The organism is Candidatus Lokiarchaeota archaeon (assembly GCA_014730275.1).
Taxonomy (GTDB): Archaea; Asgardarchaeota; Thorarchaeia; order Thorarchaeales; family Thorarchaeaceae; genus WJIL01.
This window is the reverse complement of record WJIL01000021.1, coordinates 1-24401: the sequence shown is the minus strand read 5'-3', so window position 1 is coordinate 24401 and position 24401 is coordinate 1. Positions and strand designations below refer to the sequence as shown.

General features: G+C 45.6%; 23 protein-coding genes. 10 read left to right on the top strand and 13 right to left on the bottom strand.

Features of this window, described 5'->3' with window-relative positions:
• Positions 1-603 precede the first annotated feature (603 nt).
• Positions 604-963, top strand: a complete 360-nt coding sequence (locus tag GF309_03755; GenBank protein ID MBD3157884.1) for a hypothetical protein — start codon at positions 604-606, stop codon at positions 961-963.
• A gap of 106 nt (positions 964-1069) precedes the next feature.
• On the opposite strand, the gene GF309_03750 is transcribed toward GF309_03755, so the two are convergent.
• Positions 1070-2971 carry a hypothetical protein gene (locus GF309_03750; GenBank protein MBD3157883.1) on the bottom strand — a complete coding sequence of 634 codons (1902 nt, stop codon included), beginning with the start codon at positions 2969-2971 and terminating at the stop codon, positions 1070-1072.
• Positions 2972-3397: 426 nt separating this feature from the next.
• Between GF309_03750 and GF309_03745 the strand changes: the two genes are divergently transcribed.
• The 3 genes from GF309_03745 (at position 3398) to GF309_03735 (ending at position 6816) form a co-directional block, all read left to right on the top strand.
• Positions 3398-4912, top strand: a complete 1515-nt coding sequence (locus tag GF309_03745; GenBank protein ID MBD3157882.1) for a serine--tRNA ligase — start codon at positions 3398-3400, stop codon at positions 4910-4912.
• 110 nt (positions 4913-5022) lie between these two features.
• Positions 5023-6258 carry a geranylgeranyl reductase family protein gene (locus GF309_03740; GenBank protein MBD3157881.1) on the top strand — a complete coding sequence of 412 codons (1236 nt, stop codon included), beginning with the start codon at positions 5023-5025 and terminating at the stop codon, positions 6256-6258.
• Between the two features lie 84 nt (positions 6259-6342).
• Entirely contained in the window at positions 6343-6816 is a 474-nt protein-coding gene (locus GF309_03735) for a DUF664 domain-containing protein (protein MBD3157880.1), read from the top strand.
• Between the two features lie 95 nt (positions 6817-6911).
• Here GF309_03735 and GF309_03730 read toward each other — a convergent pair whose 3' ends face one another.
• Positions 6912-7277 carry a winged helix-turn-helix transcriptional regulator gene (locus GF309_03730; protein ID MBD3157879.1) on the bottom strand — a complete coding sequence of 122 codons (366 nt, stop codon included), beginning with the start codon at positions 7275-7277 and terminating at the stop codon, positions 6912-6914.
• A 144-nt stretch (positions 7278-7421) separates the two neighbouring features.
• Here GF309_03730 and GF309_03725 point away from each other — a divergent pair, with 144 nt between their 5' ends.
• Positions 7422-8513 carry a winged helix-turn-helix transcriptional regulator gene (locus tag GF309_03725; GenBank protein ID MBD3157878.1) on the top strand — a complete coding sequence of 364 codons (1092 nt, stop codon included), beginning with the start codon at positions 7422-7424 and terminating at the stop codon, positions 8511-8513.
• A 144-nt stretch (positions 8514-8657) separates the two neighbouring features.
• Here the strand turns inward: GF309_03725 and GF309_03720 are convergent, their stop codons facing one another.
• Entirely contained in the window at positions 8658-8966 is a 309-nt protein-coding gene (locus tag GF309_03720; protein MBD3157877.1) for a MarR family transcriptional regulator, read from the bottom strand.
• Between the two features lie 209 nt (positions 8967-9175).
• On the opposite strand from GF309_03720, the gene GF309_03715 reads away from it, so the two are divergent.
• Positions 9176-10306 carry a winged helix-turn-helix transcriptional regulator gene (locus GF309_03715; GenBank protein ID MBD3157876.1) on the top strand — a complete coding sequence of 377 codons (1131 nt, stop codon included), beginning with the start codon at positions 9176-9178 and terminating at the stop codon, positions 10304-10306.
• 28 nt (positions 10307-10334) lie between these two features.
• Here GF309_03715 and GF309_03710 read toward each other — a convergent pair whose 3' ends face one another.
• Both GF309_03710 and GF309_03705 read right to left on the bottom strand, forming a co-directional pair.
• Positions 10335-10841, bottom strand: coding sequence for an RNA--NAD 2'-phosphotransferase (locus tag GF309_03710; protein ID MBD3157875.1), 507 nt, complete (start codon positions 10839-10841; stop codon positions 10335-10337).
• Positions 10842-10945: 104 nt separating this feature from the next.
• A complete protein-coding gene (locus tag GF309_03705; protein ID MBD3157874.1) occupies positions 10946-11221 on the bottom strand; it encodes a MarR family transcriptional regulator in 276 nt (91 codons plus the stop codon).
• 207 nt (positions 11222-11428) lie between these two features.
• Between GF309_03705 and GF309_03700 the strand changes: the two genes are divergently transcribed.
• Entirely contained in the window at positions 11429-12283 is an 855-nt protein-coding gene (locus GF309_03700; protein ID MBD3157873.1) for a hypothetical protein, read from the top strand.
• 37 nt (positions 12284-12320) lie between these two features.
• On the opposite strand, the gene GF309_03695 is transcribed toward GF309_03700, so the two are convergent.
• The 3 genes from GF309_03695 to GF309_03685 all read right to left on the bottom strand — a co-directional run bounded on the left by GF309_03695 (position 12321) and on the right by GF309_03685 (position 18185).
• Positions 12321-12929, bottom strand: coding sequence for a carotenoid biosynthesis protein (locus GF309_03695; GenBank protein ID MBD3157872.1), 609 nt, complete (start codon positions 12927-12929; stop codon positions 12321-12323).
• Positions 12850-13155 (bottom strand): hypothetical protein, encoded by a 306-nt coding sequence (locus GF309_03690; protein ID MBD3157871.1) that lies wholly within the window; start codon positions 13153-13155, stop codon positions 12850-12852. The genes GF309_03695 and GF309_03690 overlap by 80 nt, the downstream gene beginning before the upstream one ends.
• 236 nt (positions 13156-13391) lie before the next feature.
• Entirely contained in the window at positions 13392-18185 is a 4794-nt protein-coding gene (locus GF309_03685) for a hypothetical protein (GenBank protein ID MBD3157870.1), read from the bottom strand.
• Positions 18186-18222: 37 nt separating this feature from the next.
• Between GF309_03685 and GF309_03680 the strand changes: the two genes are divergently transcribed.
• Both GF309_03680 and GF309_03675 read left to right on the top strand, forming a co-directional pair.
• Positions 18223-18927, top strand: coding sequence for a hypothetical protein (locus GF309_03680; protein MBD3157869.1), 705 nt, complete (start codon positions 18223-18225; stop codon positions 18925-18927).
• Positions 18928-19039: 112 nt separating this feature from the next.
• Positions 19040-19234 (top strand): hypothetical protein, encoded by a 195-nt coding sequence (locus GF309_03675; protein ID MBD3157868.1) that lies wholly within the window; start codon positions 19040-19042, stop codon positions 19232-19234.
• A 20-nt stretch (positions 19235-19254) separates the two neighbouring features.
• Here the strand turns inward: GF309_03675 and GF309_03670 are convergent, their stop codons facing one another.
• The 5 genes from GF309_03670 to GF309_03650 form a co-directional block, all read right to left on the bottom strand.
• On the bottom strand, positions 19255-20028 hold the full coding sequence (locus GF309_03670) for an iron-sulfur cluster assembly scaffold protein (protein MBD3157867.1): 774 nt from the start codon (positions 20026-20028) through the stop codon (positions 19255-19257).
• The gene (locus GF309_03665) at positions 20029-21204 is read right to left on the bottom strand and encodes an aminotransferase class V-fold PLP-dependent enzyme (GenBank protein MBD3157866.1); all 1176 of its coding nucleotides are present in this window, start codon (positions 21202-21204) and stop codon (positions 20029-20031) included.
• Between the two features lie 25 nt (positions 21205-21229).
• Positions 21230-21472: a hypothetical protein gene (locus GF309_03660; GenBank protein MBD3157865.1), complete on the bottom strand. Its 243-nt coding sequence runs from the start codon at positions 21470-21472 to the stop codon at positions 21230-21232.
• A gap of 68 nt (positions 21473-21540) precedes the next feature.
• Positions 21541-22155, bottom strand: coding sequence for a hypothetical protein (locus GF309_03655; protein MBD3157864.1), 615 nt, complete (start codon positions 22153-22155; stop codon positions 21541-21543).
• Between the two features lie 265 nt (positions 22156-22420).
• Positions 22421-23290, bottom strand: a complete 870-nt coding sequence (locus GF309_03650) for a sulfurtransferase (protein MBD3157863.1) — start codon at positions 23288-23290, stop codon at positions 22421-22423.
• A gap of 440 nt (positions 23291-23730) precedes the next feature.
• Here GF309_03650 and GF309_03645 point away from each other — a divergent pair.
• A partial coding sequence (locus tag GF309_03645) for an NAD-dependent epimerase/dehydratase family protein (GenBank protein ID MBD3157862.1) occupies positions 23731-24401 on the top strand: 671 nt, incomplete at its 3' end.

Below are 24401 nucleotides of genomic sequence, written 5' to 3'. Positions count from 1 at the left end.
CTCAGGACAAGAAAGGCACGGTTGTTCTTGTTACTTCGGACCGAGACATGTATGACCGGTGTCGGAACAAAACCGATGTCGAATGCATCATTCTCGATTTGCCGAAAGACATTCCCAAGAAGCTACCAGCTCCACCTCACCGAATTGTAGACATGCTGCTAGACCTTGCCCTACTCTACGGAGTGATCAAGATAGGAAAAGTCGGCTATCTATTCGGAGAGTATAGAGGAAAATCAGCGCGAACATATACGGACAAAGGAAAGCTTCAGGTGACAAACCTTCACAGAGCAGAGCTTCTAGAGGAACGTATCAACACTTGCAGGAAGCTTCTCGACCTTGATATTCCAAAATGAATCATCTCTCACAGAGACTTGCTGTTTCACAAGAAACCAAGGTATAGCTACGTATTGACCGGTTGTTAAGACGAAAGGGCGGTGTTATGGGCAGTTTTGAGACGAAATATCCCCCTCGTTCCATAAGATGAGATTAAGTTGAAGCAAGGTACCAAGGAATAAGCCCAGAGTACCGCTACAAGCATTTCTACGGCTGAATACATCATTACAACCTATATTATGCCGGAAAACAAAATAGTCCTAGAAAACAATGACGCTCGGTATCTGGGAAGCAGTGGAGGTCAAATCGACCGCACAATTGTCCTGTGAGAGGCCTTCATGCATCATGTTCTATGCAAGTGATGACTGTCTTCTATGTGATGGTGCGTGGCACGTCCTTTTGGAGGTGGTTGCAGATCTTGGACTTGCGGATAGCATTGTGGAGAAGGTCGATGTTAATGAATGCTCTCCGGAGAAGCTGCCTCCATCTGAATGTTCTATGCTTCCAATAATCCGGATTTGCGATACTATCCTTGGCGGTTTCCCTGATGTCGATACTGTCCGGACTCGAATCATGCAAGCCATGATGAAGGGTTGTTTCTCAATAGTCCACGTGACTCCTACGTATTAGTCTCCAAATGAAAGAACGGGAGGCAGAGAATCAGGTGTTTCCCTGTCGGTCTAGATTTGCTCTGAAACTTTTTATCCCGTTCTTCTAGGAACAAATCCTTGGACTGTCAACCCCGTTTGGTTTTCACTATCACTCCGATGACAACAGCAGCGGCAGCAACAGCCCCAACAGCTATGAGCATCGTGAAGGTATCGGGAGGGAGAGGTTCTCCATTTGCAGTAGGAGTAGTCGTTGTCACTGGTTGTTCACTCTCGTAGAAGTAATTTGGGTTCTTGCTCAGTTCACAGAACTCTTCCGAACTGTATCGAGAGACATTGAACGGGCCCGAGGTAATCATCTCTTTATCTGGCGGATATGGATTCCAGTTAGCCCATCCACTAAGGCCAAGCGGCTCGAATACTTGCTCCGGAATGATTGGCATGTAAACGATATTATGGAGATTCCAATACGACTCGGTGCTGAATTCCACAATCAAGTTGGAAGAACTGGGTGCTGTTGCTGATTCCATCTCCGTTAGGTAGGCCCTATTCGGATGATTCGGTGAGTCATGGAAGTAGTTGAGCGAGAATGCAATATCTTCTGCATCCAGCGGTTCTCCGTCAGTCCATGTTGCATTCTGTATTATATCAAACCTGAACTGCATGTACCCCTCGGGAATAGAAGCATCGTCTTCGTGAGTCAGGGCATCACAATCTGTAGCAAGCCACATTATGTCCTCACCATTCCAGTCGCGCTTGAAAAGACTGTCATGAAGCATATTCAGAATGTCAACTGAACTCTTGTATTGGGTTTCCAGATAATTGAAACTAGCAACATCACCGGGTATGCTCCATCGCAGAGTGCCTCCGGAAGGGCCCCCCTCAGATTCTTTCAGGTAGCCCTCATAGCTTGTCCAGAATCCGGGAATACCTTCAAGCGCGTCGTTCTTGAAACCTAGGAATCTGTCTGTTCTGTATGCTGATAGACGGTATGTCTCGTAACAGATAATCGCAGGTGATTGATATACCCAGATTTTCTGCATCTCTTTTGATGCTTCATATACATCTTCGTATTCGGTGGCAGTAAGCAATTGGTCTCTCCAAGAATCGTAGCTTGCATTTGCGAATCTTGGGAAGTTAAAGTACGGCTCATCAGCAAAATCTCCCCAGTAATCATAGCCTAACCAATCGACATCAAAGTCAGGTTTATGCCCGGCCAAAAATACGATATCGAAATCCCCATCATACATTCTGGAAAGATAGTCGTACGCGCTACCTGGTTGTGATTCAGCTTGTATATCAAGTTCTGCCAAGGCATCAACCATTAAATCTGCAATCGCCATAGTTGTGGATGAAGTTTCAGGCGGTTCAATCTCAACATCGAAATCAGATTGATCCGGTGCTTCGAGAGTCCCGTCTTCGTCGTAATCAGCAAACCCTGCGGCCGATAGAATATCTTTGGCTTTTTGCACCTGCGCGTCATAGTAGTGGTAGGTTAACTCATCCTCCACAGAAAATGGATTCACTTTTGGTACGCAGCTATCCAATGGGGTGGCAATCCCCTCCACAATATCCTCGCAAATGGCATTCTTGTCCAACGCAAAAGATAACGCTCTTCTAAACGCAGTAAGGCTCAAAGGGTATCTCTGGCAATTGATAATCGCATAGATGTATCCATTATCAGGTGATATAGCAGTTTCTACATTCTCCATTTCTTCCAGCTCTTCAAGATACGTGCTGTCAAGAACCTCTCCAATCAAGTCGATTTCATCATCAGCCAGAGCTGCAATTGCGTCCTCTTCGTCTGGGATTATCTCGTAAGTTATCATATCCACATGGGGACCGGATGGATTCACTTCAGACACTATGAGGTATGATTGCACTGGGGTCGCAACAAGAGCTGCAAGTGTAACAAGTAGAACTATGAATGTTAGATGCTGCTTTCTCAATTCATCTCTCCTCTCCAGGCCATTGGGAGACATGAACTGATTCCGCTGGAGACTATAAATTTTCCTGGTTATTTGCCCCATAGAATATATAGGAGGGCGTGTATATTCCCTTTATTCTGAGAGGTTTTCAAATATGAATAAAGGACTTGCAATTTTAGGTTTGCTGCTTATCATAGTAGGCCTTCTTCCGATATAGGCTGTTTTCATAGAATCGTACGTGAGTTTGGCCACGGTACTTCCATACTTTGACCAAGGCATATACTCCATGGATTTGGCTGGTTATACATTTACTGAAGTAATGCTTGGTTTGACTGGATTTGGTGCCCTACTTTTCATTATTGGACTTGTAAAGTAGCAACATAACATACACCAACAATAGAGCTCAACAGAGATTCTGACAGAACAGTGGATTTTCCACATGCCAGTTCTTGTCGCGAGTATACAATAAGCGTTTTATTGATTGGGCTTTGGTTCTGAAATTGAACAACTACTTAGCTGGATGGGCAGATGATGGACAATCAGTACAAATTAACGGGAACTCTGCGTTTGAGCAAGAAAGCGAATGATCTGGTCGAAGAGTTCACAGAGGTTTTTACTGAGTGTACGGATGAGTTTATTTCCGAAGATCAAAGCTGGGCGCAGCGGGAATGTACTGTTGATGGCGACGAAGTAGAAGTCCAGTTAGGTATCACAGCAGCTCCAGCACACAGGTTTTTCTATAGACTTCAGAAATGCATTGGGAAGAAGATGGGCAGGGAGTATCATCTGGGCGTAAAGGATGCTATCGTAAATCGCCTTGAGATTCGGTTTGAGATGCCCACCGAGCCCGTTACGGAACTGAAAATGCCATTTGTTAAGAAACTTGAATTCGATGGCAAGATATGTACTGCCATTCTGGAAGATGTTGAGAATGACTTCATCATTGAAGGTGCCGTGGAACGCCTGATGAAGCGCATTGAGGAACGAGTTGAAAGACAATACTACGAGGGTAAGGAAGAATTCTGGGAACTTATGGAAGAGTCGCCCCATCGCGAACCGAAATGGGACAAGGACCCGTCATCTGAGATGGTGGATCGCGGTTGGATTGTGAGAGGCCCTACAAAGGGTAAATGGTTCTATCGTCCAGAAATCACTGCTATCCTGAATGCAATGAAGGAGATTGCGAAGAAGGAGATTCTTGAGCCCATGGGATTCCAAGAGGTGATAGAATCGAATTTCGTTCCCTTTGACGTGTGGCGACGCACAGGCCATATGATGGGTGTACCAAACGAAGTCTACTACTTCAGTGAACCAGCCACACGAGACCCGCAGTTCTGGCAGGAATTCCAAGACAAAGTCTACATCACTAATGATGTGGACGTAGATGAGCTGAAGAAACTGGTCTCAGAGCCAAAAGGTGGGATTGTCTATGCTCAGTGTCCAAACATCTACTGGTCGTTCGAGAAAGCTGTGATTCCTGAAGAGGACCTCCCGCTCAAGATATTCGAAAACACAGTTGCTTCAGCTAGGTACGAATCTGGAGGGCGGCATGGCATCGAACGAAGTGACGAGTTCCATCGAATAGAAATCGTGTATATTGGACGTCCAGAGCAGCTTAACGAGCTCAAGGAAGAGCTGACGGAGCGGTTCCATCATGTATTTGATGAGATTCTTGAAATCAACTGGCGAATGGCCTGGGTAACCCCGTGGTACATGCAGCAATCCGGGCAAGAAGGTGTTGAAGATGAAACAGAACACATTCTTGGAACCATCGATTTTGAGGCATACCTCCCCTATCGCGGTGAAAAGTCCGATAGTGATAACTGGCTTGAATTCCAGAACCTGACTATCGCAGGTGACAAATTCACCGATGCATTTACGATAAAGACTCAGAAGGGCGATTTATGGTCAGGGTGCAGTGGGATTGGACTCGAGCGATGGGCTGTTGTGTTCCTTGCACAGAACGGACTTGATCCAGAAAAATGGCCCGACGGCTTTAAGGAGTACCTGAGTGAATTGCCTAAAGGTTTCAGATCGTACTGATGCTACCACTTCAGAAATCACTCAGTATCCGAACTACAGACTGGAATGTTCATGTTTTGACGTAATTCGCTTAGCATTCTATCGAAAACAGATAAGTAGCGCGGCTCTACATTGACCTATCAAGTTGGAGATATGAGACGTTGACCCGTGACTTGATAGTTGTTGGCGGCGGCCCCGCTGGTGCATCTTGTGCACGAAGAGCAGCCCAAGAAGGATTGGATGTTCTTCTTCTTGAGAAGGAGACTCATCCGCGAAGGAAAGCTTGTGGAGGCGGATTCAGAGCAGGGTTGCCCGACCTACTTGATTTCGATATATCCTCTGCCATCGACCGCGAGAGCAGTGGTTCGCATTTATTCTCTCCTTCGAGAACGAAAGTTGTGTGCACCAAGGATGAAGTAACTGGGTACACTGTGAAACGAGAAACTTTCGATAAGCTCCTTCTGGATAAGGCAATAGAAGCCGGGGCTGAGGTTCAACAAAACATGGAGGTTGTTGATGTTATCGAGTCCAGCAATCAGGTTGAGGCGTATACGCGTGATGGTGAGCGTTTTGCTGGCAAGTTCATGGTTGGGGCGGATGGTGTTAACAGCAAGGTGGCTCGGACCTCGGGTATCATGAAACGCTGGGACCAAGAAGCAATTGGCCTTTGTATGGAGGCTGCAGTCCCCATGGATGATAGCGAGATTGAACGCATAACGCTCGCTCCCTATGAATCAGGGAGAATCTGCATCCAGATTTACTTTGGCGGCCTTGAGCATGGTTATGCTTGGTGCTTTCCTAAAAAGGGAGAAATGTCGCTTGGTATGGGTTGTCTGATGCCTTTTGCTAAGGACCTCAAAGATGCTTGGGGGAAATTCATTCATGAATTCGAAGAGACATATTCAGTGGACTTGGACATGAGTCAAGAAACAGCTTGGCGAGTTCCTCTTGCTGGTCCAATTGATAATACGATTTCAGAGAGAATCATGCTGGTAGGTGATGCTGCTGGGTTCGTCTCGCCTGCTACTGGAGAGGGTATCTATTACGCGATAGACACTGGTCATATTGCTGCTGACGCCGTGGCTCGAACTCTGAAAGGTAATGCCGATGGTACCCATGAGTATCAGCGGCGATGGAGAGAAGGAATCGGGAAGGAGATGGATGCTGCGAACTTCTTGGCGAATTTGCTGTTCAATTCAGAAGAGAATATGGAGCACGTTATCCAGATGGCCTCAAGAGACGATGTCATGCGGAGTCACATGACCGACTTGATAGGGGGCTTGAGGTCGTATACTGATTTACGAAAGTCTCTGATGTGGCGAGTTCTCAGTCGCCATGCGCTTACCGGTCTCAAGATGATCCTCTGAAACTTGGGTTCGGAAAAGAAAACCTTGAAACCCATTCAAATCTTAACAATATACAAGAAACAGAAGCTGTTAGAGGAGTGAATCATGGAAGGAATCATCAAAGAGATATTAACTAATGGACTGAAAGCGGATTTGTCACATGTAGATCCTGTTGAAGCATTGAGTGGTCTCAGTCATAAAGAAGCCGCTCAGGAACTTAATCCAGATCAGTATTCGTCGTGGGAGCTGCTTTATCATGCTGTATACTGGCAAGAACGGATACTTGACGCCATCAAAGGAAAACCTGTCAATTGGGACGAAGCTGCAGAATCTGATTGGCCTTCGTATGAAGAGCAGGAAGAACATTCTTGGGATGAGCTTGTGGAAAAATTTGAACACGGACTAGAAGAAGCTGAGCGCCTAATCGACAGTGTTGATGCTGATGCTCCTCTTCATAGATGGCGAGATATGCCTGCTGCTCGAGCTTTCATGATTCTTGAACTGCACAACTCATATCACCTTGGCCAAATTGTTGCTAATCGCAAAATGCAGGGAAGTTGGCCTCCGGTTCCAGGTTAATCTGAGTCTGGTGCGTTCAAGTACAGATTTGTATGACATAATGCTGTATACATTAAACGCTCTTTGGAAGCGAGGTCTCCGCCCGTGAGTCAATCCTAGACTTCTTTCATCCGAGATCGAATAAGTGCTCTCCAGGTGTCAATCCTGCTCTGCAATTGCTGCAGATTCTCTTTGTTAGCCAAGTATAGGGGTTTCCGCATATCTTGCAGATTTGGAATCCTGCGACAGAGATTCTCTTGACGAAGCTCACGCAGGGCAAAAGAAACAGTTCGTAGTGACACCCCGGTCTCTTCTGAGATGTCTTTAGGGCAGAGCGGGCCTTCCCGTGCGAGATGCTTGAGCACCTCTACTGTGCTCGCTGTGAAATTGGGAACGGTATTTCCGCCAGCCATTTGCCTTTTCTCCTTGGTGAGTATGAGAAAAACGGTAAACAGGGACCAAAGTATTGCCGCTTTTCCCATACCAATGTTACTTTTGGCAAATACATTATTAAGGGTTTTGCCATGTCTGTCCCTTGAACAACTGAAGACAAAACCACTATTGGTGCCTGTTACATCATAGGTGCGGTTTGGTACGGGTTATTAATCAGAAAGGACTGAGGAAACATGGCTGAATATGAGCTCGATGAGAAAGACATACTCATTCTGAATGCGCTCGAAAAGCACGGCGCAAAGAAGTCTACTGGAGAGCTCGAAGACTTACTCAACATACCTGCACGGACAATCCGGTATCGTCTATCCAAGATGAAGGAGAACGACATTCTGCTTTCTCCCTACGCAATGACCTATGAGCGTAAGCTTGGTCTGGGTGAGCATATTCTGATACTGAACCAAACAACTCCTAGTACGCTGAAACTTGATCGGCTGATAAAGAAAATGCCCCCCTTTTACTGGTTCAGTCCAACATACGGAAAATACAATGGCTATGTTGTGCATTCGGTCTACGCTCTTTCGCAGCCCGGTGCAAACGAAGAAATTGCGGCTCAGATGAAAAACCACGGTCTAGTTTCTGATTACCATCTGTTCGATTTAACAGATTTCCATGTTAAGCCAGTTGATTTCACTCATTACTGTCATGAGGAAAAGTGGACTTGGGAATGGTCACGATGGCCAGAGATAATCGATGATTTCCTTCAGGACGAGGAATTCAAGCCCCCTATTACAGAGAGCCCTCGGCGTGTTGATTTTGATGCCAAGGACCTCAAATTGCTGCGGTCTCTTCGACGCAATGCGGATATGACTCTCAAGGAGCTTGGTCAGAACCTTTCGCTCTCAGAAACCCAAGTCAACAGAAGGATAGATCGGTTGGAGAATGAGGGTGTCATTAAAGGTTACAAGTGCGTCATTGGTGAATTCGGTAATGACCTTCTGGTTTCTTGTTTCATACAGCTACAAAGGCCATACGATCCGATTCTGGGCTGCTTCTATGAATTGCCGTTCCCCTTGTATCTCATGATGCAATCCCCGACCGAGTTCTGCATACGATTCGGCCTCCCGATGGAAGAGGCAAAGGACTTCCTTACAGCGTTTGACAAACTGCGTCCCCATCTCAGGTCTTTCTTCTTCCAAACTCAACATGCTCCTTCACTTGTGCCAAAATATCGTGCATATGATCTCTACGATGAAGAAGATGAGGACTGGCAATCAGTGACAGCGAAATGTATCGAGATTATTCAGGAATTCGCTGATGATGGTTGATTTGTGTTGGTCGTTCAGTACTTCTTCTAAAAGACAGATGGGGATTGTCTCTCTCCTTGCAATGCTTGATGGAGTTACGGATGGAGATGGAGAGATTGTGATTCTTGAAGAGAGATTCATCCCCGGTTATTCTGTTCACTTACGTTAGAGTACCTTGAGCTGTACATTCAGCTGGGCACGCCATTTGTCGATTTTCGCCTGAAGCTCTTCCACCTTCTCCTTGTTAGCGAGGTACTTCGGTTTCCGCATATCGTGGAAGTTAGGTACCCTCTTACAGAGTTCCCTTTTCCGGAGCTTCCGCAGAGCGAAGCTAACAGTTCTCGGGGCTATGTCGAGTCTGTCTGCAATCTCTTTCGGACATGCAGGACCTTGGCTTGCCAAGTTGTCCAGTACAATCAGGGCACTTCTTGGTAGGCTGACACCCATTTCTCTCACTGCCTGGTTTTCTGGCACAATAAGCGTTCAGGACACCAATGTTTTCGAACGATTGGTAACCTAATCGCCTATTTATTGCCAAACATTCACTCATGTTGAATAAATGGCAAAGATTATATAAGATTTGCCAAGTACGTAAATTGATTGCAAGACTCATTCGGTCGATGGTCCTGCAATGTGTGGGAAAACAATTCGGATGACTGAAACAGACGTCTAGGGATGGTAAAATGAGTAGGGTTGACATTGACCAAACAGATCTCGATATCATGGCCGCATTGGATGACTTGGGAGCCAAGGCATCTGCGAGAGAAATCTACAATTACCTCGAAACGCTGTATGAGAGACGTGAGTCTGATGATGATGTACCGAAGCCAAGAACAATCAGATATAGGCTGAAACAACTCTATGAAAAGGAACTGCTCCATTCTCCGCGCATTATGACTCACGAACGGAAACTCGGGCTAGGAGAACATATCATAGAGCTCGAGGAAGTCCCACTCAAAACAGACAACCTGCTCCGTATCATTGAGCAAATCCCTAGCTTCTATTGGTGGACCGCAGTATATGGCAAGTACAATGGATATCAAATCCACGCAATGTACCCTCTCACAATGCAGCACCTGAATAAGATGCTACTGGATGAGATGTTAGATGCCGGCCTTATCCGGGACTTTCATATTCTCGATATCGTTGATTATGAACTGAAACAAACCGACTTCAAGAACATATCCTCGGACAACAGCTTGAACTGGAATTGGAATAGTTGGCCTGGGGAGTTGAGCAATACTGATATGGAAAGTACTCGCCGGAAGCTCAATTTTACTGAAGCTACGGGAATAGCTCAGTTTGATTATCAGGATGTTATGATACTTGAGAAGATGCTGCAAAACAGTAGAATCACTCAGCGAAAGCTGGCAAGAGAGATTGGAATTTCCGAAGGGTCTGTCTCAGCACGAATACGAAGAATGGAGGATGAGGGAATCATCAAAGGATACAAGCCAGCATACACTCCTGTTGGTGATCCAATCTATATTACACTCTATATCGAGATCAGAGAACAACCCCAAGCAGTCTTGGCAAAAATTTCTGAGCTACCTTTCCTCATCGGAGTTTCTTCTGAGTCAATGAATAAACACTGTCTCAAAATGGCCATCTCAAGTGAGATTCTGAAACATTTCATGCAGCGACTTCGTGATTTGCGGCCGTATCTCACATCATATTTCCTCCAGTATCAAGCGCTGATTGAGAGAAAGAGCGGTGAACATCAAAGTGTCTTTGACCTCTTCGATGCGGAGAAAAATACATGGGTATTTCCCGTTGAAAAGTATCTAAACCTGATACGCTCTTCAGTGGAGTAATGCTCTTTGTACCTGCACCAGATGAATGTCACTTCTCTATCTGTTTGAAATATTGTGGGTGCACATATTCCGTCAGATAGGTTTCATCACCCGAAAGGAAGAATTTCTTCCCGTCTTCATACATTTTCTCTGCTTCAATAACGACAATTGCTGGCTCCCCATGTCTTTGTCCTACCTTCTTGGCTGATACAACATCTTTTGACAGATGAACATATCGCCGGTTCATTTTCTTGATACCGGATTCAAGAATTTGACTCAATTTTCTCTTTGCGGTTCCATGATAGAGCAAATCAGGAGGCTCAATTTCTTCCAAACCCAAGTTCACTTCTATGCTATGCCCGTAGTTGGCTCGGATTCGATTATGGGAATCCCTTTGAAATGAAAATCGGCCCTTGTCATCTCGTCTGACAATTTCCTCAAGTTCCTCAAGCGAGATATTGAGAACCTCCAAAAGAGCATCAACTGAGACCCATCCCCCGTCCCTATCTATTTCAAGATCCTCTGCTTCGGGATGATGACGCAGAAGGTAGGTCATGAATTTCCCGATTTTAACGACTTCATCTTTCGTTAGTTTCGGCGACACATAATCCCCCTTTCACTTCAGATGGATCGAGTAGGCAACTATGTTGAGGGTCTAAGTTACATACCCTTGAGCCTAGATGTCAACTGGGATAACCAAACATCAGGCTTACCATACCTTTCTCTGATTCTGTCTTTGTTGGCGTAATACAGTGGGCTTCGCATATCTTGCAAGTTGGGCATCTTACCACATAGCTCTTTATCCATTAGCTCGCGGAGGGCATTTGAAACAGTACGAGGGGCAACACCAGCTTTCTCTGAAATTTCCTTGGGGGGCATTGGACCCTTTTTCAGCAGTTGCCCGAGCACCAGTAACGTGCTATTCGTCAACGCCATACTAATCGAACCTCACTCTAACCGCTTTTCGCCATTCGACATGTGGTCAAGTTCATCGAAATTAATGCTTTGGTTCCTCACCATTACGTTGAAAAGAAGAAATAGTCTTTGCTCCAAAACTCGTGATTATTGCGTTACGACTTAGTACTTATACACTCAAGCAAATACTGGCTTCAAAACATATCTTCAACTATCGAGGCTTGATCATTGAACAGACTGTCGATAACTTCAGCTCCATTGCCCGCTTTCGAGGGCGCCGACTATTACGATTTGGATGCGACTCTACGTGTTATGGAAAAGCTATGGAACAAAGCAGCTGTGGATACCTTCGAGTTTCAATGGTTAGCTGAATGGGATGAAACACGTCCACCACGGGCTGAACATACATCCGGATCTCGACACCAACCTTGGCAGGAGAGTTATGGTTACGGGGTTGATTCATTAGCTGAGACTCTTCTTGATTCTGGCGTACCCATACGGTCTGTCCATGCTAACAGGGATGTTGGCATTTACCTCTGTGGTGATGCAGGAGAAATTGAGCATGGTCGACAGATGATTCGAGATACCCTTGAGCTTGCCAAGCGAGTTGGGGCTAGTGTCACCGTTTTCCATGCATGGAATACCTATAGTGAGGCTTTCAATCCTACGAAAATCGAATCTATTCTCGCTGAGGAATCTGCACGATTTTCTGGTATATTGGCTTCTGTCGAGAATGTGCCAACACATCTTGGGTCTTGTACTCCCGCGTCACTAGTTGAGAACTTCGACTGGATTACCCTTGACACCAGATGGGCCGCAATGTATGACGAACTGAGCAACTTTGAGAGACTCAAAGAAAAGATTGTCAATATCCATATTCGTGGCCACTTGAGCGGAACGCTATGGACATTACCTGACGCACCCTATTCCTTTGAAGAGGTAATTCAACTTGTACTCCAGAGATGGAAATACGCCGACCCTCTTACTTTGGAGCCGGAAGGCGGAGTTCATGAGGAATCTTGGCTCGATTTTCTCCAGGCATTAGATTGGCTCAAACAGGTAATTGAGAGTCATTCCAGATAATGTTTCTCTAGCTTCCTTTTGTAGACAACCTACCTAATCAGAAAGCTATGAGATGACTTGCTTCAAGAAGGCTTCCCATCAGAAACGGGAACAGAAACCAAACGAAGTAGTTCCCGAACGGTGCAATCAAGCGGTTTAGTGTAGCAGGAACGAAGCTGAAGTAACCGTTTGGAACAGATTTCCATTCCCACAATCCACCCATTCTACATAACACTGGTTCAATGAAGATCATATCACAAAGCATTCCAATAATGCCAGCAGACAATGCGCCTGTCATCCCTGACATGCCAAATGATGAGGCGATGAGGTAAGCTGATTGGATAATCACTAGCCACATGAAGGGAATCCATACTGGTACCCGCCCTATGAAAATGCCGTTGGTGGGAGTATACTGATAGTATCCTTGACCAGATACGTAGTGTTCTCCTGTAATGGCAATAGCTAAGGTTGCCATTATCTGTATGCCGACAGCAAGCCCGTGTGACCGGTAGAGGATATGGGTTGTTGCCGCACCAAGAAACACCATACAGGCAGTCATCACGATTCCGTTTCGAATCGACATCAGGTTATTCCTCCTCCGATTTTCTCCGTAAACCCGAAAACCGCTCTTTAGCGTGCTCGATTCCATTTCGCAGCTTAATGGCATAACTTCGTCCTGCTTTCTTCTTTGTCAGGGTCTTCTTTTTCAGAGTCTTCTGTACATCGAGAAGAATGTCGATTACCTTGTCAACGGTTCTCCTATCAAGTCCTGTCTTCCTTGATAGTTTCGAAATGGAGTATGATACACCCTCACTCAAGGTATTTAGTACTCTATCCATTGCTTCAGGAAGTCCAATACGAGACTCATTATTGCCATTCTGCGACTGAATCATTTCTTGTACATACTTGTTCTATGGCGTTATATACATTATTATGTATACATTACTATGTGTAAGAATCCCATCTTCATTGATTCATTACCTAGATTCACAATAAAATGGTCTCTGAGAATTTATCAGTTTCGCGTAGCAGTATGGATCTCAAAAGAGAACGGTAACTTTGTGGTATTTGGCTACAAAAAAAAGAAAGAGCCGGCCTTCTAAGCCGGCTTGTGTGTTCTATCTGTGATTTAGTTTCTCTTTTTCACCCAGAACAGGATGATTACGACTACAACACCCGCAACTACAACACCAGCTAGACCCAACATCATTGGATCAAAGCCTGACGGAGATGTTGTTGGAGTGGTTGTGCTAGTGGTTGTGGTAGTTGTCACTGGTTCTCCTAGAACTTCAGTTCCCCGTATGACAACATGGTGCTCACTATGCTCGTAGGTGAAGTGGAGAATAGTTGCGGTTTCGTTGGTTTCGGCCACGTAATCCGTGTCTTCACCATCGATAAGCACGTCCCACTCACCAGGCTCGGCATACAATAGATCTCTGGGTATTGTTACGTTGCAGAACCCATCTGTTCCATTAATGCCTTCGACCGTGAAGTCAATTTGGCCATCCTGCTCAGAGAATGCCATGTCTCGAACTTCGGATGCAGATACCACATCGAAGGTGTACCCAAATCCTGGCAGATTCTTCCTGTTGAATGACGGATATGCATCATCCAGCGGATCCGAGCCGAGGCTTATCTCGTGCCCATCATCGAATCCGTCGCCATCCGTGTCATTGGAGGCACAGAGCGTATGGTTGACCAAGTGACTATATCCTCTGACTGTCGTGTTCTCGTCACCAAGTGTGGTATACGTATAGCCTGGAATCTGCAGAACAAGCTCAACCTTGTCCTTCAGCCCATCTCCATCGAAATCGGTCTGCATACCGTCAACCACGCCATCGGAATCCTGGTCTGAATCAAACGGGTCAGTACCAATCGGATGCCATGGCCAAGAGGTGGAATTGTAGTGGAGGTACTCGAAGCCGTCATAAATGCCATCATCGTCTGAATCATAGTCGAAGATGTTCTTGACTCCATCACTGTCGAAGTCGCCCAGCGGGCCGAGCGCGGGATTGCTAGTTTCAGTCTTCCTCTCCTCAAAGAAATCAACCTCGGCTAAGTCAGATATCCCGTCAGCATCTGTATCATTGGAATTGGGATCAAGGGTCATGGTCTCGTTGTCATAGGTTCCTTGCTGTGCTTTGTAGACCTCCAGCTCCTCATAGTCGGTCAAACCGTCAGCGTCCGAATCTGCTACCAATGGGTTGCTTCCATTATTGATCTCATAGTGGTCTGTCAAACCATCGCCGTCCGTATCAGCCACAAGAGCATCGGTGTACAGGTTGTTTGCTGGGTCTGTTGTGTTCGTGCTGACAGTGACATTCTCGTAGAGCGTTTCAGTGCCGAAGGATGCTGTCCCGGTTGATATTGGTACGCATATCTCGGTATAATCGCTTAATCCGTCGCCATCTGTGTCGTTCGTTAGAACGCTTGTACCATTGGTGAATTCATTGAGGTCACTGAGCTTGTCTTTGTCATAGTCGAGATAGTGCCATATGTCGGGCACATCTCTCCAATCCTTGGAGAACCCGTTGGTCATATGCTCGATTTCTTCGAAGTCCGGCCACTGATCAGCGTCGGTATCAGCTGTGAGTGGCGATAGCACCATCTTCTTCTCAAGCCCGTCAACCAGACCGTCATAGTCGGTATCGTTGTTGGCAGGATGAGTTTGGAATCGAGCACGATATGGGTCTGGAGCTCCGTAGAACGGTTTCAGAATGATATCGTCGCCCTCTTCTTGGGTTGGCTCGCTGATGACGGTGGAGTTGGTTGCCACTGTCCGGTTGATGGCCCAGTTCCAACCAAAGTATTCCTCGCCGTCCGTAAGACCGTCATCGTCACTATCTGGATCATTTGGATCCGTGAAGTAGTAGAACTTGTTGTCCACGTCACCAACAATGTATAGACTCTGTTCCTGCACCTCGAATTCGTCACTGAGCCCATCGTTGTCAGTATCTTTCTTGAGCGGATTCGTCTGATGCTCATGGACCTCTTCTCCGTCTAGCAGATTGTCTTCGTCCGAGTCCATTACCAGCGGATTCGTACCGTGAAGAAGCTCCATACCGTCTTCAAGACCATCGCCATCTGTATCATTATCAAGCGGGTCGGTTCCAACCCTGAGCTCAAGGCCATCCAGAATGAGGTCATCATCGATGTCTGAATTATTGAGGTACTGCTCGTTTTGGATGGTCTCGTTAGATATACCTCGTGTCAGGTTGAAGTAGTTGACCTCGTCACCGTCCAGGAGATAGTCGTCGTCAGTATCCGGGTCAGAGCAGTTTGCGTGGAAATCGATAGCATCAGGAACGTTGTAGAGCCCATCTGAATCATGGTCGAGTTTGAATGGTTTGCTTCCTTCAGTATACTCGATAACGTCCGACAAACCATCGCCATCAGTATCTGCTTTCAGCGGATTTGTTGGTGTTGGGTTCGGTGGTTTACAGCTGCTGATATTCCACGGCCACTGACTCCAGTAATTCCCTTGGATTTCGCCCCAGTCAGTGAAGTTTCCGTACGTACCGTTGTTGATTGCTTCCTCTTTCTCCGAGGAACTGATGATGTTGTCATTGTTTTGGTCATAGTCTCCGTCTGTGTCGATGTCTGTTGGGTCGGTTCCATAGTTGTATTCTTCGCCGTCTATCAAGAGGTCTTCATCTATGTCAGTGGTCAAGATGTAGAGAATCGAGGCTGTATTATTGAACTCGAAATGATCGCGATACCAATCATATTCGAACTTGTCGTTGAGCGTATCGTTGTCAGAGTCCCATTTTAGTGGATGGGGGTGCGGTTGTTCTCTATTAGGACCAGCGAATTGCCATTCCTCATAGTCGCTAAAACCATCGGCGTCCGTATCTTTGAGCGAGGGATCGGTCTTGATAACTTCGTCCCAGTAGGTACTGCCGTTCCCCAGCAACTCCCATCTATCATCTAGCCCATCATTATCAGAGTCTGGGTCGAGCAGACAGGACTTGTTGTCGTTATCGTAGTCTGCAAGTGGGTCGAGGCCAGCCCAGTAGAAACGGGCCATCTCGTATCCATCACCTAGCCCATCGCCGTCTGAGTCCTTTTTCAGTGGGTCAGTGAATGTATGGATGACCTCGTTGCCATCACTGATGCCGTCTTCATCGGTGTCTGGGACTGTTTTGTCTAAGCCTAGTCTATCTTCCATGTTATCCCAGAGCCCATCGTCGTCTAGGTCTAGGTTCGTATTTTTTTCCGGAGGTGGGTTGCTTCCGCCAAAAGTTATGGGAAGTTTGTAGAGGATTTTGTCCTCCCACCTCTTACTGATGCTGAACTTGAATATCCACAGGAGGGAAGCATAAAACTTGAAGAAAATCTTGTATAGCAGTCCAACTTTGAAGAAGATTCCGTCGGTTCCGAAGTTTCCTTCAGCAGCTAGGCCTGTGATCACACTTAGATCCGCACCCAGCTCAATGAAATCAAGTGGCAAACTGACGCCGGTTGCTTGTTTTATGTACTCCTTTGGTGAAGGCAAACTGATTGATATGTCCATCCCGATTCCGGCACCCAGTAGAACATTCATGTTCGATGCTTCAGTGGTTGTGTTGTAGTTCATGCCGAGGACGAGGTTGAGATAGTTTACGAAGTTCACCTTTATGTTGAGTATGTCGAGAACCTTAGCAATTGTTGAGCCCACGCTTGGGATGATATAATCGAGGACCACGGCTACTGGTATACCTAGCTTAAGCCCGAAGTCTATTGAGAATTTTCCACCCATGAACTGAAACGGGTTGCCATCAATGGCAGGATTCAGATTCTCCATCTGATCGATGAAGTTCCCAATCCGTATAGTGGCTTCCAAGCTCGGGTCTAATGTGATTGATACGTCATATCCTGCAGCCTGGACCATTTTCTTTAGCCCTAAAACTTCGGCCAAGTCCAGCTTGCCATCCTTGGGTTTCACAGATATCGTGAGATCCACGTAGTCTGGCATATACCACGGGCCAGAGCCCACTCTGGGATCCACATCTACTGTGAATGGGAGGTCAAATGGGAACTCGCCTGTTTTGTCGTTTCCCTTGCTGAGGTCATTGAGTGACATATCACCCTTGTCAGTGGTACCAGTGTTGATTGCGTCTTTATCAAACTCGAGCTTGTTGGGATCAGCATCATACCAGTCACCGCTGTACAGTTTGCTGGCCATGAGGAGGGTTTTGAAAGCAAAGATGATCCACCCCCATGGACCTCTTGAATTGGTCTCGTTCCCCTTCAAATCGACTTGAAAACCGTCCATCGGTTCTTGAGGATAAAAAGAGCGCTGCAATATTACATCTAAGTTAAGCAGTAAGTACTTCGCAGTTACATCCAACATGGAATCTGCGAGAGTCTGTTGTTCTGAATCTGAAGACCCGTCCAAGGTCTCGTATACTTTGCATAGAATGCCAAGTAGTGCAACCTTTGCGTCCACCTGGCCTGTGAGTCCAAAGACTTCCTTGTCCTCCACTTTTTGCTCTAAGATATTTGAGTAACAAGTATCAAAAAGGTGATGAGACACCTCTGAGTTTTCCAGAAGGATAGCTAACTCATCCCATGACAATTCATCATGATCAAGAGTGATACCCTCTTTGGTTCCGTGCATGACATAGATATTCATCCACGAACCAGCCAGATGTTGTTCTAGGTCCCTTGGTGTTCGTATAGGTTGTTCGTTAATCTCTAAGTCGGACCGTGATAGCTTTTGAATCAGCTCTTGTGCGGTCCTTTCTGCTGTATGGTCATTTGCATCATATAGTATCGTGACTCTTTTTTCAACACCTTTTTTCCCCCAATTCCTAACAGAAGTAGGGCGTGCTTTGGTGGTTTCTGTCATTATCGCACCCGCCTTCAAGCTTACTAAGAAGGGATTGATAGTTAGACAGAGAATCACGACAGCTGATGCAAGCATCTTCTGCCGTAATTTCATATATTCGAATGACTCCTAATTTAGTAAGTGTTTTTTTATGTTCAGATATTTATTTCTTGGGAAAAAATTCATGGCAATCTTTAAAATGAATGCTAATATTAACCCGGAGATTTCTAGGAACAAGCTGAGATTGAGTGAAGGCCAAGCAGAAGAAGCGGATTTTCCATCCATACTCGAACAAGTTCAGGAACTTGCAGAACCGAGGGCTGTCTGGGAACGCTGTCGGATTGAAGAGATTGGAGATGGGTTTATCGTAATATCGGGTATACATTTCCAGAGCAATGTTCTTGCATCCGAACTCACCAAGTCTGATACCATATTTCCTTTTGTGATGACGATTGGTGACGCTGTTGAGAAGCAGGCAAGACGAACAGAGGATGCTCTCAAACAGTATTGCTATGAATACCTTGGGGATTACGTTTTGCTGCAAGCTTCTGACCAGCTGAAGCATCATCTAGAAATGCTTTCAGGGGGGGCTCATCTATCATGGTACAGCCCTGGCTCCGTCGACGATTTCAAGCTGGAAAGACAACGGGAGCTATTCCGATTACTGGGAGATGTTCGTGAGAAAATTGGCGTGGAGTTGGAAGAGAATCTGGTAATGTACCCACGAAAATCAATATCGGGTTTCTACTTCAGGAGTGAAGAACCATTCTATACATGTCAAATTTGTGGGCGGGAGAAGTGCCTTGGGAGAAGAGCCGCTTATGATCCTGCAATTGCGGAGAAGTATGGTGTATAACAAAATCCGGTTTGGAATTATCTGTATTTCTTGAGCGATTAGAAGTCGTGATTTTGTTCAACCTCTCCTGTCATATAAAACGAACCAAGCTTTTCGCTATGAGAACCCAAAAATGAAATGCAGGAAAGAAGGCAAGTACGAGAACTATCAAAAATCCCTGTATGAATCATCACCTCGATGGCGCGGCATGCAAAGAATGCAAGAAAAGGTGGAGGCTCTTGGCCCAGCAAGATATGTGATTGGGATTTTTGTTATCCTTGGAATCATCTTGCTTTTCGTGACAGCCAGACAACTGCCATTCTGGTGATGATTTCGAACTAGACTTGTCTATTTGCCAATAATAACTGCATCAGTGAAGAGCTCATATTCATCGTCATCGTCCAAATCACGAATCTTGGCTTTTTCAACTTCAAATTCACCAGATACACCCAAGAGCTGAGATTCTCTCAGTAGTTTGACTGATGACTCTTCCAGAGCTTCCTCCAAGTCCTCCGTTGTCTGAAAGGTATCTGCACATGTCATGAGCACAACACGATCAGAGTATCCGGTAAGCTTGATTGCCATTTCTATGGATGAATCATCTCTATGAACAAGGAGGATTCTCTTGTCTTTCAAGTTCTCCACATTCTCTACCTCTCGATAAAGTCCCTTTCCAATGAATTCCTCCAACCCGGCTATCTGCTCCTTCTGACAGGGTTCTACCTTTGATTCTACTTCTTCGCCTTCTCCTTTCTCATACTGGCGTATGGCCTCGTGGAGGGCTCTGGATGCCAAATTGGAACAATGCATTTTGATAGCTGGTAGACCATCAAGTTCGTCTGCAACATCCTGTCTGGTGATTCTTTTAGCTTCTTCGATAGTCTTCCCTTTCACCATCTCTGTGATCATGCTGCTGGTGGCTATAGCAGACCCACAACCGAAGGTACGAAATTTGATATCTTCAATGAGGTTATGTTTTATTCTAACGAACATTTCCATTAAGTCTCCGCAGGTAGGATTGCCTACTCTTCCTACTGCGACGTTTTCTCCTTCTAGCGTTCCGACATTTCTAGGGTTCTGAAAGTGGTCAAGCACCTTTTCCGAATACTGCGTGGATTTCATCTAGTATGCACCTTCTTTGTTCTCATATATTGGCGACATTTCTCTTAGCCTTCTGATTATCTCGGGCGTAGCTTCAAGAGCCCGTTTCACATCATCATCTTCAGTGAATCTTCCTACTGTAAACTGTAATGAACCATGTGCTTCTTCATGCAGAAGCCCTGTGGCAATCAGTGTGTGAGAGGGCTGAAGTGTTTTGGAAGTACATGCTGATCCGGTTGATACTGAGATTCCTTTGTCTTTGAATGAAAGCAGTATTGCTTCCCCCTCCACCCCATCAAATCTGAAATGTGCGTTGTTTGCTAACCGTTTGGTGGGATGGCCATTTAGATGTGAATCGGGAATGTTGTCAAGCACTCCGTCAATGAGCTTATCACGATAGCTTTGTAGTTTCTTTACCTCGGAATCCATTTCCGTCTCCATGATTCTTGTAGCTTCACTCATTCCAACGATTGCTGGCATATTCTCAGTACCTGAACGAAGTCCACCCTCTTGTCCTCCTCCTAACATCACGGGATTAGGCCTTGATCGTGGTCCGTAGTAGAGCACGCCTGCGCCTCTTGGTCCATAGATATCGTTTGATGATAATGTCATGAGATCTATGTTATCTCGCTCAACATCGAGGTCAACAAGACCTTCTGCAGCAACCGCATCTGTATGCAAGCCGATATCTCGCTCCTTCGTCATTTCACCGATTTCTTTTATCGGTTGGATGGTACCTATCTCGTTGTTGGCGTAACCGACTGAAACGAGAATGGTTTCATCTGTCAATCTGCGTTCAAGTTTCTCCAGTTGAACCATGCCATATTGATCAACAGGCACTCTGGAGACACTGAATCCTTTGCTTTCCAGGTACTTGGCGATATTTCTGATCGAAATGTGTTCGATTTCCGATATTACAATGTGTCTGCCTTTTCTGCGGTTTCGGCGAACATACCCAATGATTCCTAGATTGATGGATTCTGTTGCTCCTGAAGTGAAAACAATATCCCCATCTTCTCCGTTGATGAACTCTAGAATCTGTCTTCTACTGCTTTCTAGGGCTTCTGTTGCCTGATCACCAACTTCGTGGAGGGCTGATGGATTACCAAATTTCTCAGTGAAATAAGGAAGCATCGCATCAACTACTCTGGGGTCAACCGGTTTTGCCGATTGATAATCAAGATAAGCATGTTTCATTTTTTCGGACACACTCCACGAATTTTTATTCTTTTTCTATTAGAAAACGTAATATTCCCTCGCTTAATCTTTCCGTTAGAACGATTCTGTGTCCTGTTCGTCTGGCGAAACTTTTCAGGTCGCTTTCGGCACCAGGATCATCAGCCAGAACTTCGAGTATTTCGCCGGATTTGAGATTATCAATGGCTTTTCGAGTTTGAAACAGTGGCTGAGGGCAATAAAGCCCCACACAATCAATGGTTTCGGAAGGCTTCAGCTCGTCACTCATTGTCTTTTCACTATAGTTAATATTCTCTACCCTAAAAAGGGTGTCTATATGGTCTGCATGATGCTTCTCTATCTGTTGCTTGAATAGGCGGCGGGAATCTCATGAAGATATGCTCTGCCTCTCTTTCTGGGCACTCGAAGAACACCCATTTTTCTCAAACAATAGGTAATTTTCTGGGCTAACCTTTTAGCATACCCAGTAGCTGCTGCAAGTTCCTTGTTAGTGAATGGTGTATCAAGTGATGGCGGCAGGAATGCAAGAAAATCAGTAGATTGCCTGAAGAGTGCTTTGTCAATAACCTTCAGAAGTTTACGATCAACCGTCTTCCATCCTCTTCTTCTCCAGCTTGCATCTTCGCTTCTTACGCGTATATCTTCCTCTTCTGTCAGGGCAACCTCGATGGAGAAATTACTGCTGTTGATCAGGCGAGGCATGCTGACAAGCTCGTAGAACAGCTCCTCAACCCCTCCGTGTTTGGGTGATTTCCGTTTCTGTAGTCTCTCTCCAGAGTCTTCTTTTATGATCCACTTCTCCGCTGCGACAGGATACACAAGCATTACTTTGTGACTTCTTATCAAACTCCGGAGCTTGTCCCGAATCTTGGAGAAATTTCCTGTTTGTATCTCGATTATGCATTCATCTTTCACAACATCTGCTATGAATCCATCTACTGGGACTTCCATCTCACCATCAATTCCAGCGTATAACTCCTTCAGCTTTGCGTGGAGGGTTGTCTCAGACAATGTACCGATACCCTGGTTGATTTCAGAGCTCATACTCAGTCCCGCAATTGTATATGAGTTCCCATTCAGGGACACTATTGGTTTTTCGTATCACTATCTTAGTCTATGAAATCAAGTGTTACTCAGAAGTAACAAAAAAAGAAATAGAATGTGCGCCCTTGAACTGTTGGGCGCACCTCTGTATTGCCAAATGGGTGTGTTTTGATTAGTATGGGTCCTTACCGGTTACGACTTCTCTGTCAGGGTCAGTGCTCCACTCCGTGAAGCTACCCTCGAAAAGCTTTACCTTGGGATATCCTAGCAGGTGTTTGAAGATTGTGTATTCTGCTGTTGCTTCCCTGCCTGTTCCACAACTGCAGATGATGAGCTTGTCTTTGGTTGCACCAACCTCTTCTGCAAGACTCTCGATTTCTTCTATCGCTTTGAGTTCCATTTTGTTATCGTCTGTCATTAGAATTGCCCATGGGAGGTTGACTGCTCCTGGGATATGTCCATCTCTGATCCAAGGAGATTCCTCACCCGTATAGAATTTGGGCGGTCGGGCATCGAGGAGAATAACATCATCCATGTCTTTTTTCTCTTCGACCTCTTCAAGTGTCATGAACACATCTTCGTCCACTTCTGCATCAAAGACTTCAGGAGTAATGTCTGGGAACTCCTGGCTGATTTCGCGGCCTTCCTCGATCCACTTGTCGATGCCACCATCGAGGAGATAAACCTCCTTGGCTCCGTGCCTTAGGAGTGTATAGGCCATCATGGGTTGATCCAGTCCATCGCCCCATCCTTTGTGTTTGCCCACGCCAGTATAGACGACAACTGGTGTGTCTTTGGTAAGTCCGATTCGTCCGAGTAACCCTTCAATATGTTGTGGGGTTACGTATTGTGCAGGCAATCCGTTCAAGGGAGCCCTGAAAGTTTTGCCCGCTAGGTATACAGCTCCAGGAATGTGCGCTTTGAAATAATCATGCACATCTGGCTGTACGTCAACAATCTTCACTTCATCCATGTGGTCTTCAAGCCACGTAGTTGATACCCATTTGAGTGCTCCATGTCCGTATGGTTCCTTATCAATCATACTTTAATATCGTTAAGATTTCTTATTAAATTTTGGTAACGAAACAAAAGCAGAATTGAGCAATATTGTGGTAGCAGAAGTACGAGGAAAAAGAAAGGAAAGAATAGGAATGAAAGAGCCTATTCTTTTAGGGTGAGTTCTTCTCCGCAACAGCGGAATGTACAGGGTTCATCACATTCGCATGTGTCGGGATCAGTACCACAAGATTCGCACTCCGCAACTACTTCGAGTTCAAGCCCACACTCTTTACAAACGTAAACTTGTCCTTTATGCATTTCATGGCAATTTGTTGTCATTGTATAACACCAAGCATGTTTTTCTCTTATTTGCAGAATCTTTTGATATTAGCATTGCGCAAAGGCTGTTTCTGGTTCCATTCTCTGTGCGATTGGTCGCTACTACAAAGGTTAATCTAGTATCTTGACCAATTTTTGAGCGCTATGAAAGTACTGTTGACAGGGGCCTTTGGTAACGTGGGCGAAAGCACCTTGGAAGCTCTTTGCAATCATGGCCATGATGTCCGTTGCTTTGACCTTCCAAACAAGAAGAACCACAAGATAAACGAGAAATTGGGTGAAGAATTGGATTTCGATATCTTCTGGGGTGACATTCGAAGCTACTCGGATGTATCAGAGGCTTTGAACGGTATAGAGGCTATCATCCATCTTGCGGCAATCATTCCCCCTCAAACAGACAGAAATTTGCAGCTTGCAAGGGAAGTCAATGTTGGTGGAACCAAACATCTCATTGATGCTGCGCTAGAATCTGAACTCGAACCGAAATTTGTGTACGCAAGCTCAATTGCCACGTACGGTCATTGTACCGGTGAAGGCGCTCCAAGAAAGGCTAATGATCCCCAAGTTGCAACTGATGCATACACATCACACAAAATTGAATCCGAAAAAATGGTGAAGGCTAGTGGCCTTCGGTGGGTAATCATGCGATTCGGTGTCGTTACGCCCCTTCGCCTTAGTATGAATATCGATCCGATTATGTTCGAGATACCGCTTGAACAGCGGATTGAATTCGTTCATACCAAGGATATCGGCCTAGCACTTGCAAGAGGTGTAACTGCTGAGGTTGAAAGCAAAGTGCTCTTGCTTGGTGGTGG